At 67.5% G+C, this 14,555-nt stretch carries 12 protein-coding genes; 2 read left to right on the top strand and 10 right to left on the bottom strand.

The window, feature by feature from the left end; genetic code table 11:
• Positions 1 to 135: 135 nt before the first annotated feature.
• From ASG64_RS15425 to ASG64_RS15410, 4 genes are read right to left on the bottom strand one after another with little or no spacing between them, the layout of a single operon-like run.
• Positions 136 to 525, bottom strand: coding sequence for a universal stress protein (locus ASG64_RS15425; RefSeq protein ID WP_056074484.1), 390 nt, complete (start codon positions 523 to 525; stop codon positions 136 to 138).
• Positions 522 to 2,045, bottom strand: coding sequence for a tripartite tricarboxylate transporter permease (locus ASG64_RS15420; RefSeq protein WP_056074483.1), 1,524 nt, complete (start codon positions 2,043 to 2,045; stop codon positions 522 to 524). Before ASG64_RS15420 ends, ASG64_RS15425 begins: the two co-directional genes overlap by 4 nt.
• Positions 2,045 to 2,572, bottom strand: a complete 528-nt coding sequence (locus tag ASG64_RS15415) for a tripartite tricarboxylate transporter TctB family protein (protein WP_327212903.1) — start codon at positions 2,570 to 2,572, stop codon at positions 2,045 to 2,047. The genes ASG64_RS15420 and ASG64_RS15415 overlap by 1 nt, the downstream gene beginning before the upstream one ends.
• Positions 2,569 to 3,537 (bottom strand): Bug family tripartite tricarboxylate transporter substrate binding protein, encoded by a 969-nt coding sequence (locus tag ASG64_RS15410; protein ID WP_235579631.1) that lies wholly within the window; start codon positions 3,535 to 3,537, stop codon positions 2,569 to 2,571. The genes ASG64_RS15415 and ASG64_RS15410 overlap by 4 nt, the downstream gene beginning before the upstream one ends.
• Before the next feature lie 98 nt (positions 3,538 to 3,635).
• Between ASG64_RS15410 and ASG64_RS15405 the strand changes: the two genes are divergently transcribed.
• On the top strand, positions 3,636 to 5,261 hold the full coding sequence (locus ASG64_RS15405) for an ATP-binding protein (RefSeq protein ID WP_082518539.1): 1,626 nt from the start codon (positions 3,636 to 3,638) through the stop codon (positions 5,259 to 5,261).
• Positions 5,262 to 5,296: 35 nt separating this feature from the next.
• Positions 5,297 to 5,977: a response regulator gene (locus tag ASG64_RS15400; RefSeq protein WP_156388435.1), complete on the top strand. Its 681-nt coding sequence runs from the start codon at positions 5,297 to 5,299 to the stop codon at positions 5,975 to 5,977.
• 4 nt (positions 5,978 to 5,981) lie between these two features.
• Here the strand turns inward: ASG64_RS15400 and ASG64_RS15395 are convergent, their stop codons facing one another.
• From ASG64_RS15395 to ftsY, 6 genes are all read right to left on the bottom strand, one after another.
• Positions 5,982 to 7,046 carry a metal-dependent hydrolase family protein gene (locus ASG64_RS15395; protein ID WP_056075018.1) on the bottom strand — a complete coding sequence of 355 codons (1,065 nt, stop codon included), beginning with the start codon at positions 7,044 to 7,046 and terminating at the stop codon, positions 5,982 to 5,984.
• Positions 7,047 to 7,073: 27 nt separating this feature from the next.
• Positions 7,074 to 8,642, bottom strand: a complete 1,569-nt coding sequence (gene ffh, locus ASG64_RS15390) for a signal recognition particle protein (protein ID WP_056074480.1) — start codon at positions 8,640 to 8,642, stop codon at positions 7,074 to 7,076.
• A gap of 80 nt (positions 8,643 to 8,722) precedes the next feature.
• Positions 8,723 to 11,158 carry a [protein-PII] uridylyltransferase gene (locus ASG64_RS15385; protein WP_235579630.1) on the bottom strand — a complete coding sequence of 812 codons (2,436 nt, stop codon included), beginning with the start codon at positions 11,156 to 11,158 and terminating at the stop codon, positions 8,723 to 8,725.
• A 110-nt stretch (positions 11,159 to 11,268) separates the two neighbouring features.
• On the bottom strand, positions 11,269 to 11,607 hold the full coding sequence (locus tag ASG64_RS15380; RefSeq protein ID WP_027505009.1) for a P-II family nitrogen regulator: 339 nt from the start codon (positions 11,605 to 11,607) through the stop codon (positions 11,269 to 11,271).
• Between the two features lie 3 nt (positions 11,608 to 11,610).
• Entirely contained in the window at positions 11,611 to 12,972 is a 1,362-nt protein-coding gene (locus tag ASG64_RS15375; protein WP_042575404.1) for an ammonium transporter, read from the bottom strand.
• A 189-nt stretch (positions 12,973 to 13,161) separates the two neighbouring features.
• On the bottom strand, positions 13,162 to 14,538 hold the full coding sequence (gene ftsY, locus ASG64_RS15370; protein ID WP_056075016.1) for a signal recognition particle-docking protein FtsY: 1,377 nt from the start codon (positions 14,536 to 14,538) through the stop codon (positions 13,162 to 13,164).
• Positions 14,539 to 14,555 lie beyond the last annotated feature (17 nt).

Raw genomic sequence — 14,555 nt, 5'->3', positions numbered from 1 at the left:
GCGATGCGCACGGCATGCGCACCCGGTTTTGCGGTGAATGGATGTTGTGACCGCCGCTCGGTACGGAACCGGAGACGGGCGAACAGGCGTTGATTCTGCCAGATCACGGGCCGTCCGGAGAAATCGCCCGTCCGGCTACTCGTCGGACTTGACCGCCAGGACCGGCTTGGGGCACGAGAGCAGGATGCGCTGCGCCGTGCTCCCCATCAACAGCTTGCCGACGGGTGTGCGATGTCGGATGCCGATCACCAGGATGTCCGCGTCGGGCTTCTCCATCGCGGTCAGCAGTGCTTCGACCGGATCCGTCGTGACGTCCTGCTCGACGGTGAACGGCACGCCGGACGACTCGAGCGTGCTCTGCAACCGGTCCACCGCTGCGGAGTCGGCGAAGTGCGGGTCGGCCAGCGCATCGCCCTTCGAGGCGTTGACCACGGTCACCTCGGTGCCATGGGCCTTCGCTTCGGCGATGCCGTGCTCGAGGGCGGCTCGGCCGTACTTGTCCGGGGTGTAGCCGACGACGATCATGCGTTCTCCTTCTGAAGTTCCCGGTCCGCGGTGGCGGACGTACGGGGTCGGACGAGGCGCGCCAGCAGCGGCGCGATCAGCAGGACGGCGATGATCGCGTAGACCACCACGGCGATGGGCTCGGTGAAGATGCCGCTCCAGTCGCCTTCGTTGAGTTGCAGCGTCTGGCGGAGCTGACGTTCGATGCGCGGTCCGAGGATCACGCCGATGATCAGCGGGAGCACGGGCAGTCCGAAGCGCCGCATCATCAGTCCGAGAAGACCGAAGACCAGCAGCAACGCGAGGTCGAGCCACTGCAGATTCACCGCGTACGCACCGAGCACCGAGAAGAACAGGATTCCCGCATAGAGGTAGGGGCGAGGAGTGCGCAGGAGCTTGGCCCACACCGGTGCGAGCGGCAGGTTCAGCACGAGCAGCAGGAAGTTACCGATGAAGAGGCTGGCGATCAGCGTCCAGATCAGCAGCGGCTCCTTGTCGAAGAGCGTCGGGCCGGGCTGGATGCCGTACGAGACGAATGCCGTGAGCATGACCGCCGCGGTGGCGTTGGTCGGCAGGCCGAGCGAGAGCATCGGGACCAGGGTGCCGGCCGCGGACGCGTTGTTGGCGGCCTCGGGTCCGGCGACGCCCTCGATGGCGCCCTTACCGAATTCCTCGGGATGCTTCGACAGCTTCTTCTCGGTGATGTAGCTCAGGAACGTCGGCAACTCGGCGCCGCCGGCGGGAAGTGCACCGAACGGGAAGCCGTAGGCGGTTCCGCGCAGCCAGGGCTTCCACGACCGCTTCCAGTCGCTCTTGCCCATCCACGGACGCCCGACGGGAATGACCTCGGCCGGCTTGCGACGCAGGTGTGCGGCGACCCACAGTGCTTCACCGAGAGCGAAGACAGCGACCGCGATGACGACGATGTCGATGCCGTCGGAGAGCTGCGGGATGCCGAGCGTCGCGCGGGGCTGGCCCGTCAGGAAGTCGATGCCGACCAGCCCGATGGACAGGCCGAGCAACAGGGAGATGCAGCCCCTCAGTTTCGAGGATCCGAGTACCGCGGTGACGGCGACGAGCGCCAGCAACATGATCGCGAGGTACGACGGCGCACCGAGGGACACCGCGAACCGGGAGACCATGGGTGCGAACAGCACCAGCAACATCGTGCCGATCGTGCCGGCGATGAACGAGCCGATGGCGGCGGTGGCGAGCGCTTGAGCTGCCCGCCCCGCCTTGGCCATCTTGTTGCCTTCGATCGCCGTGATCACCGACGACGATTCGCCCGGGGTGTTGAGCAGGATCGAGGTGGTCGAACCGCCGTACATGCCGCCGTAGTAGATGCCGGCGAACATGATGAACGCGGCACTGGGACTGACGTTGTAGGTGATCGGGAGCAGCAGCGCGACGGTCATGGCCGGGCCGATGCCGGGGAGCACACCCACCGCGGTGCCGAGAAGCACACCGATGCAGGCGTAGAGCAGGTTCATCGGCGTCGCCGCCTGGGAGAACCCCTCCATGAGCCAGTTCAGATTGTCCATCAGAGGATTCCGTCCAGGATGCCTGCGGACAACGGGATTCCGAGTCCGACGTAGAACGCGTAGAAGCTGATCAGTGAGAGCACCAGTCCGATGCCCAGATTGCGGATCCAGTGACGGTTGCCCAGGATCGTCGACGCGCCGCCGAACAGCAATGCGCCCATGATCACCCAGCCGAGCACGTCGACCAGAGCGACGGTCGCTACGAAAAGAGCCACCAGCAGGCCGACGGTCTTCCAATCGGCCGGTGTCGAGGTGTCGATGTCCTCGCCGTCGTCCGGGGCGCCCTTGCTGCCGCGCGCGGTGGCGATGGCGAGAAGTACCGAGCACACCAGCAGACCGATGCCGACGACCAACGGGAAGAGCTTCGGCCCGACCGGGTCGACCTTCGCGAATTCGGCTGTCAGAGAGAGGGCGTCGACGATCAGGAAGATTCCGACGACGACCATGACCGCGCAGACGACGAACTGCGCCCAGTCGGGACGATTCTGCTCTGCGGCATCGTCCGGACGTTCCACCGTGGCGGTCACACCAGCCCCAGTTCCGTCAGAGTCGACTCGACTCGTTCGTCCTGCTCGCGCAGGAACTGTTCGAAGCCCGGGCCCGTCTCGAAGGCGTCGGTCCAACCGTTGGTCACAAGTGCGTCCTTCCATTCCGTCGTGGCATGCAGTTCGGTCAGCGCCTCGACCATCTCGGCGCGAGCGTCGTCGGACAGTCCGGGCGGGGCGAGAATGCCGCGCCAGTTGGTGAATTCGAGATCGATGCCCGCCTCGCGCAAGGTCGGAGCGTCGACACCCGGTACGCGCTCGGAACCCGAGACGGCGAGGACCCGCACCTGACCGGCCTCGATCTGGTCGACGTACTCCCCCAGTCCCGATGTGCCGGCGGTGATCTTGTTGCCCAGCAGCGCGGTGAGCAGATCGCCGCCGCCGTCGTAGGAGATGTAGTTGACCGCGGTGGGGTCGACGCCGACCGCCTGTGCGGTCTCCATCGGGAACAGGTGGTCGGGGCCGCCGGGCGACGAGCCGCCGCCGATGGTCACGGCACCGGGATTCGCTCGCCAGGCGTCGACCAGCTCGTTGACCGTGCGGAACGGGGAGTCGGCGGGGACGAGAATGCCTTCCTGCTCTTCCACCATCTTCGCGAGCGGCGTCGCGTCGGAGACTCGGGCCGCGGAACCGTTCGTGTAGACCGCGCCCACCACACCGAGGCCCATCATCATCATGATGTCGTCGTTGCCGGACTCGTTCATCAAGCGCGCCATCGCCACGGTGCCGCCGGCGCCGATGACGTTGAACACCTCGACGCGGCCGGTGATGTCGTCGTCCTCCATGATCTTCACCGCGGTACGCGCCGTGAGGTCGTACCCACCACCGGGACTGTTCGGGACCATCATGCGTATCCGATGCAGCCCTTCGCCCTCGTCGCCGCGGGTGACGCCGCATGCTGCGAGCAGCAGCATCAGCGCCAGAACGGCTGTCAGCCTTCTCCGCATCGGTCCTCGTTTCATCTCTGTTCGTGATGTAAGACTGTGATCGAGAGCAATCATCGATGCTCGGGTGATCCAGGTCACCTATTCGGTAGCAAGGAAAGTTGAGTTCTTTGTGGTCACGACCGCACACACTTGCTCGGCCGGCGCGGCGGCGGTCGCTGGCCGGGCAGTTCCTCGTGCTGCAGCTGGTCGTGGTGGCCGTCGTCCTCGGCGCCGTGGCCGCCGTCTCGATCCACCAGTCGACCACCGAGTTCCGTGACATCCGCGGCGGGCGGATGCTGTCGGTCGCGGAATCTCTGGCGTCCACCCCGATAGTCCGAGAACAGCTCGACGCCCCACTCGTCGAGCAGGTTCTCGCGCCCGACGTCGATCGCGCCGTGTCACTCTCGGGTGCCACCCTCGCCGAGATCGTGTCCACCGACGGCGTCGTCGACGTCTCGACGGACCCCACGCGCGTGGGCGTGACCGCCGAACTCGGTGACAGCGACGTCTTCCGTGGGCGGGGATGGTACGGCGACGTCGATGTCGCCGGCCGGCCGTCCATCGCCGGACACGTCCCGATTCTCGACACCGACGGTGGAGTACTCGCCGTGGTGACGGTGACCGAGAACTACCCGTCGACGTGGATGCTGTTGTCGGACTCCGGCGCTCGGCTCCTGATCTACCTCGGCCTCGGCGCCGGTATCGGCGCTCTGGGGTCGTGGATGCTGTCCCGACGCATCCGCCGACACACCCTCGGACTCGAGACGGCGGAGATCGCCAGCCTGGCAGATCACCGAGAAGCGTTGCTGCACAGCATCCGTGAAGGGGTCATCGCCATCGGGAACGACGGGCGCATCACGATGATCAACGACAGCGCCTGCGCGCTCCTCGATCTCGATCCCGACGTCGTCGGTCGCCGCGTCACCGACGTCGAGCTCGATGCGGGCGTTCGCGAGGTCCTCGTGTCCGACGGTGACGTCGAGGACGTCGTGGTGACCACCTCCACACGGGTTCTGGCGCTCAACAGGCGCAGTGCCACCAGCCGCCGCGGCGAGAGCAGGGGCCAGCACATCGGCACCGTGACCACGATGCGCGACAGCACCGAGCTCGCGTCCATGCAGAGCCAGTTGACCTCCCACAAGAGCGTCACCGACACCTTGCGAGCACAGACGCACGAATTCGCGAACCAGCTGCACACCATCTCCGGCCTGGCCCAACTCGGCAGCTACGACGACGTCACTGCTCTAGTGGGCACTCTCACGCGGCGTCGCGCGCAGATCAGCGACTCGATCACCGCGCACATCCACGATCCGGCTGTCGCGGCGCTGCTGATCGCGAAGACCTCGCTCGCCGCCGAGGCCGGTGTGAGCCTGGTGCTCGACCCGTCCTCCCGACTCCGCGCGCTCGATCCTGCGCTGTCGACGGACGTCATCACGGTCGTGGGGAACCTCGTCGACAACGCGCTCGACGTCTCCCGCGAGAGCGGTGATCGGACGATCACGGTGATCGTGCGTGATGATCCCGAGCTCGAGATCGAGGTGACCGACTCGGGTCCCGGTGTGTCTCCGAGCATGAAGGAACTGGTCTTCTCACGCGGAGTGACCTCGAAACCGGATGTCCCCGGCGGCCGCGGGATCGGCCTCGCCCTGGTTCGACTGGTGAGCGTCCAACACGGAGGTACGGCGACCATCGAGGACGCCGAGACCGGCGGCGCCCGTTTCCGTGTACGAATGCCGCTCGGCTAGCGTCGGGCGCACCCTGATCAGAGAGGACCGACCACGTGCCCACGGTGCTGGTGGTGGACGACGACTTCATGGTGGCCGACATCCACCGTCGCTTCGTCGAGCACACCGCAGGATTCTCCGCGGTCGGCGTGGCGCACACCGCTGCCGACGCGCTTGCCGCCGTCGCGCGTCTGACTCCTGATCTGGTTCTTCTGGACGTGCACCTTCCCGACGCGTCGGGTCTCGAGGTGTTGCGCACTCTGCGGGCCGAGAAGAACCCGGTCGGCGTCATCATGATCACCGCGGCTCGCGAGCTGGACACGGTCGCCGACGCGCTCAGCGGTGGAGCCGCCGACTACTTGATCAAACCGTTCGAGTACCCGCAGCTGCGCGACAAACTGGACGCGTTCACCGCACGTGTCGACGCGCTGACATCCGGCCGCGCCGACCAGTCGCTCGTGGATTCCCTGTTCCGCAGCGGCGCCGCGGAGGCGGCCTCGACGGACGGCGCCGCGGTCCGTCTGCCGAAAGGCCTCTCCCCCGAGACGGGCGCGATCGTCCTCGCGCAGATGACCGGCGACGCCGAACTCTCGGCGTCGGAATGCGCAGAGGCCGTGGGGATCTCACGGGTGAGCGCCCGGCGGTACCTGGAGCACTACCTGGCCTGCGGGATCCTCGACGTCCGCCTGCAGTACGGCCGGGCCGGTCGACCGGAACGCCGCTACCGCGGTCGCTGACGCCTCACCAGATACGTCCGCGCAGAATCACGACGTCGGGTGCAGACAGCACGTCCGGACCGGTCCGCGGATCCTCGGTGTAGAAGACCAGGTCGGCCGGAGCGCCGTGCTCGACGCCCGCCCGACCGAGCCACCGCCGGGCGTTCCAACTGGCCGCGCCCAGCGCGTCCGTCGGGGACAATCCCACCGCCGTCAGCGCGGCCACCTCGTCCGCCACGCGGCCGTGCTCGATGCTGCCTCCGGCATCGGTTCCCGCGTAGATCGGCACCCCGGCGTCGTGCGCGCGCCCGACGGTGTCGGCGACGCGGGCGTGGAGGTCACGCATGTGATCGGCGTACCGCGGGTAGCGCCCGGCCGAGTCCGCGATGGACGGGAACGTCTCGATGTTGATCAGCGTGGGAACCAGGGCCGTCCCGTGCTCGACCATCATCTCGACCGTGTCGTCGGTGAGTCCGGTCCCGTGTTCGATGCAGTCGATGCCGGCGCCGATCAGACCCGGCAGCGCGTCCTCACCGAAGACGTGCGCCGTGACCCGTGCACCTTCGGAGTGCGCCGCGTCGATCGCGGCCCGCAGGATGTCGTCGTCCCACAGCGGGGCCAGATCGCCCACGCTGCGGTCGATCCAGTCACCGACCAGCTTGACCCACCCGTCACCGAGCCGAGCCTGCTGCCGTACGGCCTCCGGCAGCTGCGACTCGTCCTCGAGGTCGACGGCGAGCCCGGGAATGTATCGCTTGGGCATCGCGATGTGCCGACCGGCGCGGATGATCCGGGGCAGGTCGTCGTGGTCGTCCAGCTCGCGAGTGTCGACGGGCGATCCAGCGTCACGCAGGAGCAGTGCACCCACCTCGCGCTCGGTGGTCGCCTGCGCGATCGCGCCGTCGTGATCCTCGTGTCCGCCGCCGTACTTGATGCCGACGTGGCAGTGCGCGTCGACCAGACCGGGCACGATCCAGCCACCGGACCCGACGGTGGTGGCCCCGGGAACCGGGTCCATCGAGATCAGGCCGTCCCGCACCCAGACGTCCCGCTGCTCGTCACCGGGCAGCAGGACACCGCGAAGATGCAGGCTCGGTGAGGTACGCACGTGTCCGACTTACTTCTTGGGCAGCTTCAGCTGGGACAGGTCGATACCCTCGAGACCCGGCGGGAGCTGGTCGAGGCCCTTGGGCATCGACGACAGATCCGGCATACCCGCGGGCATCCCACCCGGCATGCCGGGGAAGCCCCCGCGCACGCCCTTGGGCGGAGTGGGGCCGCGGCCGCCCTTCTTGCCTTTCTTGCCCTTCTTGTTGCTGCGCTGCACCTGTTTGCGCGCGCCCGGCATTCCCATCCGGCCGGCCATCGACGCCATCATCTTGCGGGCCTCGAAGAAGCGGTCCACCAACTGGTTGACGTCGGAGACCTTCACGCCGGAACCGTTCGCGATGCGCAGACGGCGCGACGCGTTGATCATCTTCGGATCCGCGCGCTCGGCGGGCGTCATGCCGCGGATGATGGCCTGCACGCGGTCGAGCTGCTTGTCGTCGACGGAGGCGAGTGCGTCCTTCATCTGACCCGCACCGGGGAGCATCCCCAACAGGTTGCCGATCGGACCCATCTTGCGAATGGCCATCATCTGCTCGAGGAAGTCCTCGAGCGTCAGCTGCCCGGAGCCGATCTTGGCGGCCGTCTCCTCCGCCTGCTGGGCATCGAAGACGGTCTCGGCCTGTTCGATGAGGCTGAGGAGGTCGCCCATGCCCAGGATCCGGCTCGCCATGCGATCCGGGTGGAAGATCTCGAAGTCCTCGAGCTTCTCGCCGGTGGAGGCGAACATGATCGGTCGACCGGTCACCTCGCGCACACTCAGCGCGGCGCCACCACGGGCGTCGCCGTCGAGCTTGGTCAGCACCACGCCGGTGAAGCCGACGCCGTCCTGGAACGCCTGCGCCGTGCTGACGGCGTCCTGGCCGATCATCGCGTCGAGCACGAACAGGATCTCGTCGGGGTTCGTCGCGTCGCGGATACCGGCGGCCTGGCCCATGAGCTCGGTGTCGATACCGAGGCGGCCCGCGGTGTCGACGATGACCACGTCGAACTGCTTGGCGCGGGCCTCGGCGACACCCGCCCGAGCAACCTCGACGGGATCCGCCGCCGTCACGCCGAGGGCGTTCTCGCCGCCACCGATGGACGTTCCGGGATGCGGCGCGAAGACCGAGGCCCCGGCGCGTTCACCGACGATCTGCAGCTGGCTGACGGCCCCGGGGCGCTGGAGGTCACAGGCGACGAGCAGCGGCGTGTGGTTCTGGTCCTTGAGCCATTTGGCCAGCTTTCCGGCCAGCGTCGTCTTACCGGAACCCTGCAGACCCGCCAGCATGATGACCGTGGGCGGATTCTTGGCGAACTCCACCCGACGTGTCTCGCCGCCGAGGATGCCGACCAGCTCGTCGTTGACGATCTTGACGACCTGCTGGGCAGGGTTCAGCGCTGCGGAGACCTCCGCACCCTTGGCACGCTCCTTGATGCGCGTGATGAACGCCCGCACGACGGGGAGGGCGACATCGGCATCGAGCAGTGCCAGACGGATCTCACGGCAGACGGCATCGATGTCGGCACCCGAGAGCCGACCCTTGCCCCTCAGATCCTTGAGGCTTCCGGTCAATCTGTCGGACAGTGATTCGAACAACGATGCTCCTGAAAATCGCGAGAAAGAGATGACTTCTCCAGGTACCCACCCTAACGGGTGCGCCGGTGAGCGGTGAGAGGTCAGTCCTCCGACTCGGGCTCTTTCGGTCGGAGCGCCGGAACCACGCTCAGCAGAGCACTCTCGAGTTCCTCACGCTGCGCCCGCGAATCGGTCGGCCCGCCGGTCTCGATGCAGAATGCGTCGACGACGGACGACCCGAGAGTGGCCACCTTCGCCCACCGGACGTCGGCTCCCTGCTTCTCGAACACCGACGCAAGTCGGCACAGCAGACCGAGTCGATCCTCCGCACGCACCTCCACGACGACGGAGTCGCCGCCCTGACCGTCGAACCAGATCACCCGCGGTGGAGCCTGCGCGTACAGCGGCACCTCCGAGACCTCCGGCTGGCCGGGTTCGAGTTCCGAGGCGGCCGACCGGGCTCCGGCCTCCTTGATGTCGAGCTGCGCGAGAAGGTCGAGCTGCCCGTCGAGAGCGCGGATGAGGTCCTGACGCAGCAGTCCCGGAGGGGGCGGTGCACCGAATGTGGGCGTCACGACGAAGCGGTTGACCGCGAACCCGTTCTCGCTGGCGACCGATGCCGCCAGAACCCGCAACGATCCCAGGGCCAACACGCCCGATGCGTTGGACAGCAGGCCGGGACGGTCCGGGGCGGTGACGGTGACCTCGAACGTGTGCGGACTGTCCGACGGCTGTAGATCGACGTCCACGCCGCCCTCGGTCGCCCGCGCCGCCAGTGCCGGATCGATCGGGTCGGGCGTCGGGAGCGATTCCCCGGCCATGACCAGTCGGCATCGACGCACGAGTTCACCGATCAACGACGACTTCCAGTCGCCCCACACGCCGGGACCGGTGGCGAGCGAGTCGGCCTCGGCCAACGCGTGCAGCAGTTCCAACAGGATCGAGTCCCCGTCGAGGGCGTCCACGACACGTTGCACCGTGGCCGGGTCGTCGAGATCGCGACGAGTCGCGGTGTCGGGAAGCAACAGGTGGTGTCGGACCATCGACTCGAGCAGTCGGACGTCGGACGGCCACAGGCCCAGTCGCTTGCCGACCTGGGTCGCCAGGTCCGCCCCGACGACGCTGTGGTCTCCCCCGCGTCCCTTGCCGATGTCGTGCAGCAGTGCCCCCAGCACCAGCAGGTCCGGTCGCGCGACGCGCGTGGTGAAACCACTGGCGTAGGCGGCGGTCTCGACCAGGTGACGGTCGACGGTCCAGGTGTGCACCGCATCTCGCGGGGGAAGGTCGCGTACGGCGCCCCATTCCGGCAGCAACCGGCCCCACAGACCTGTCCTGTCGAGTGCCTCGATCACCGCGATGGCGCGCCGACCCGAACCGAGCACGACGAGCAGATCGTTGAGCGCTTCCTTGGGCCACGGCTCACGGAGCTCGGGTGCGCTGTCCGAGAGCCTGCCGAGAGTCGAGGCGGACATCGGCATCCCGGTCACCGCGGATGCCGCGGCAACCCGCATGATCAGTCCCGGATCCTTGTTCGGCCGCGCATCTCTGGCGAGCACCACTTCACCCGCGTGTTCGACGACCCCTTCGTCGAGCGGTCGACGGACGGGCACTCTGCGCAGGCGGGACAGGCCACGGCGCGGAATAGCGTTGCCGGCGGTGCGCAGGCCGACGTCGGTGGAGTAGCCGATGGTGCGAGCCGAATCACTCAGGACGCGAGCGAGATCGAAGCGGTCACCGATGCGGAGCGCCGCGGCGATCTCGTCGGCGTCCTGCGCGCGCAACTGATCCCGGGCGCGGCCGGCGACGCGGTGCAGTTCGGTGCGCACGTCGAGGATGCGGCGGTGCGCGAAGTCCAATCCGCCGCCGGGCGATTCGGGGCCGAGCCCGGGCATCGCGTCCGTGAGCTGCGCGATCGACAGCGCGTCGAGGAGCTGGACGTCGCGCAGTCCCCCGCGCCCGCTCTTGAGGTCGGGTTCCGCCCGATGGGCGATCTCACCGCTGCGGCCCCACCGCGTGCGGGTCAAGGCGTACAGCTCGTCGAACCGATCGCGTATCCCGATGCGCCACTGGCGTCGAATCCCGTCGATCAGCATCGAACTCAGTTCGGCGTCGCCCACGATGTGGCGGGCGTCGAGAAGACCCAATGCGGCCGTCATGTCGTGCGCCGCGACGTCGAGGGCCTGGGGAACGGTGCGCACGCTGTGATCGAGCTTGATGTGGGCGTCCCACAAGGGGTACCAGAGTTGATCGGCCACCTCACCGACGAGCGCCGGATCCAGGTCGTCGTGCAGCAGAACGAGATCGAGATCGGAGTACGGCAGCATCTCCCGGCGACCCAGGCCGCCCACCGCGACGATGGCAAATCCGCTGTCGGGTTTGATTCCCACGTCCGAACCCTTGGTGGTGAGCCAGAACTCGTGCAGGTCGGTCAGTGCCTGACGGAGGGACGTGGCGTCCAGACGACGATTCTTGCCCTGCCCGGCCAGCAGTTGCTCGCGAGCTCGGACCAGATCGGCTGCTGCTTCGGAACCTCCCACGGGGGGGTCCTTCCTCTCGACGAACGGTCGGCGTGTGGTGGAGAAAACAGACCGGCCGCGGATCCCTCGCCCTTCGACGAGGTGGATCCGCGGCCGGACTGATTCGAGACTTACAGTGCGTCGGACCCACGTTCGCCGGTACGCACGCGCACCACGGCTTCCACGGGCGAGACCCAGACCTTGCCGTCACCGATCTTGCCGGTGCGGGCGGCCTCGACGATCACCTCGACGACCTTGTCCACCGCCGCGTCGTCCACGACGACCTCGACACGCACCTTGGGTACGAAGTCCACGGAGTACTCGGCACCGCGGTAGACCTCGGTGTGGCCCTTCTGCCGGCCGTACCCCTGCACCTCGCTCACGGTCATACCGAGAACGCCTGCCTGCTCGAGCGCCGTCTTGACGTCCTCGAGTGTGAACGGCTTGACGATTGCAGTGATCAACTTCATGTCTCACGCCTCCTTGCTGGGAACGCGTCCCAGTGTTGACCCACCGAGTGCCGCAAAGTCGTAGGCGGTCTCGGCATGTTCCGATTCGTCGGCTCCCATGGATTCACCATCGTCGTCGATCCGGAGGCCCACGGTGTACTTGACGATGAGCGCGACGATGGTCGTTCCCACCAGAGAGTAGATCAGCACGGCGCCCGCACCGACTGCCTGACGCCACAACTGGTCGGCTCCGCCGCCGTAGAACAGGCCCTCGACACCGGCCGGCGCCTCGGACGTGGCGACCAGACCGACCATCAGCGTGCCGACGAGACCACCCACGAGGTGGACACCGACGACGTCGAGCGAGTCGTCGAAACCGAAGCGGAACTTCAGACCGACGGCGAGTGCACACAGGACACCGGCGACGACGCCGATGACCAACGCGCCGAGGATGTTCACCGAGGAGCAGGCCGGGGTGATGGCCACGAGCCCGGCGACGATGCCCGACGCACCACCGAGACTCGTCGCGTGACCGTCACGGATGCGCTCCGTCAGAAGCCAGGCGAGCATGGCTGCGGCGGTCGCCGCGATGGTCGTGACGAAGGTGGCACCTGCGATGCCGTTGGAGCCGACGGCGGAACCGGCGTTGAAGCCGAACCAGCCGAACCAGAGGAGACCGGCACCGAGCATCACGAACGGAAGGTTGTGCGGGCGGAACGGAGTTCCCGGCCAGCCCTTGCGCTTGCCGAGGATGATCGCGAGGACCAGGCCGGCGGCGCCGGCGTTGATGTGCACCGCAGTACCACCGGCGAAGTCGACCGCGGCGAGCTTGTTGGCGATCCAACCACCCGTCTCGGTGGTGACCTCGTCGAAGGAGAAGACCCAATGTGCGACCGGGAAGTAGACGAGTGTCGCCCACAGTCCGGCGAAGAGCAGCCACGGACCGAACTTCATACGGTCGGCGACGGCACCCGAGATGAGAGCGACCGTCAGAATGGCGAACATCGCCTGGAACGAGACGAACACGGTGGCAGGAATCGTGCCCACCAGAGGAATCGCGGCGTCGGTGAGGACTCCCGCTTCGTCCTCGGAGGCGAGATACGTTCCGCCGATCAGGCCCTTCAGTCCGAAGAACTGGAAGGGGTCACCGATGAGATTGCCCTTGTCCTCGCCGAAGGTGACCGAGTATCCGTACAGCACCCAGAGAACGCCGACGACGCCCATCGCGCTGATGCTCATCATGATCATGTTCAGCACGCTCTTCGCACGGACCATGCCGCCGTAGAAGAACGCCAGACCCGGGACCATGAGCAACACGAACGCAGCACTGGTCAGCATCCATGCGGTATCACCGGTGTCGGGCGCACCGATAGTGGGGAAATCCACCTTGAGCCTCCTCCTTCTTCCTCGCCCCAGCCGATGGCGGCTGACGACCTGAGGAGAAGGGTGCTCACTCGAAGTTTCGGCGACGACACTCCGGCGTTTCGTACATGTGAACGCAGAGCCCGATCGTGTTGCAAACGTGTTGCGTCTCGGTCTTTTTGCCGGTTTCACACCGGTGAGGGCACCTCGAGGTCAGCCGAGAAGAGCATCGACGAATGCGCCGGGTTCGAACGGCGCTAGGTCGTCCGCACCCTCGCCGAGACCGACGAGCTTCACCGGCACACCCAGTTCGCGTTGGACCTGGAAGACGATTCCGCCCTTCGCCGTCCCGTCCAGCTTCGTCAGCACGACGCCGGTGATGTCGACGACCTGAGCGAAGACCCGCGCCTGAGCCAGACCGTTCTGACCGATCGTGGCGTCGAGAACCAGGAGCACGTCGTCGACGGGCGCCTTCTTCTCGATGACCCTCTTGACCTTCCCCAGCTCGTCCATCAGACCGGTCTTGGTGTGCAGACGGCCGGCCGTGTCGATGAGGACCGCGTCGACACCGTCGGCGATGCCGCGGGTGACGGCGTCGAATGCCACAGCGGCCGGATCGGCCCCTTCCTTACCGCGCACGACCTCGGCGCCGACGCGCTCGGCCCAGGTCTGCAGTTGGTCGGCAGCCGCAGCGCGGAACGTGTCGGCAGCGCCGAGGACCACGCGTCGACCGTCGGCGACCAGGACTCGCGCCAGCTTGCCGGTGGTCGTGGTCTTGCCGGTGCCGTTCACGCCCACCACGAGCAGAACGGACGGGCGATCGCCGTGCGGCAACGCGCGGATGGAGCGGTCGAACGACGGCGTCAACTGCTCGATCAGCACTTCTCGCAGAAGGGCTCGCGCCTCCGCCTCGGTGCGGACGTTGCGCACCGCCATCTGCTCGCGCAGCGTCGCGACGATCTCCGCGGTGGCCGCACTTCCCAGGTCGGCCACCAGCAGCGTGTCCTCGACCTCTTCCCACGACTCCTCGTCGAGGTCGCCGCCGCCCAACAGGCCCAGCAGGGAGCGACCGACAGCATTCTGCGACCGTGACAGTCGACCCCGCAGCTTGGTCAGGCGGCCCGAGGTGGGTTCGATCTCGTCCAGGACGGGAGTCGGTGCCGGCTCGGGTTCGACAGGCGTTGGTTCGGGTTCGACAGGCGCCGGTGCCGGTTCGTCCAGGACCGGATCCGGCAGCGAGATGTCGGTGATGCCGCGCTTCGGGGCGTCACGGGGGACGGACGCGTCGTCACCGACACGAGGCTGATCGTCGTCGTCGGTGCGCTGGAGGGGCGGCCGGGCCACGGGTGTCTTCTCGGCCGGGGTCTTCTCGGCGGGAGCCTTCTCGGCCGGGGCCGTACCTCGGGAGAAGTCGAAGCCGGTCCCGGCGGTATAGCCGCCCGAACGGTCGACCTCCTTGACCGGTCCCGCCTCGGAGTCCGGGCGGGACAGCGACACGCGGCGGCGACGCTGCAGCACCAGTCCGACGACGAGCACCACGACGAGCAGCGCGAGCACAGCCGCGACGACGATCCACAGTTCGGTAGTCACGCCGACCATCCTGTCAG

Origin of the sequence: Rhodococcus sp. Leaf247 (assembly GCF_001426185.1) — a bacterium.
In the GTDB taxonomy this organism is placed as follows: Bacteria; Actinomycetota; Actinomycetes; order Mycobacteriales; family Mycobacteriaceae; genus Rhodococcoides.
Note: the sequence above shows the minus strand (reverse complement) of the source record. Positions and strands in the feature narration are given on the sequence as shown.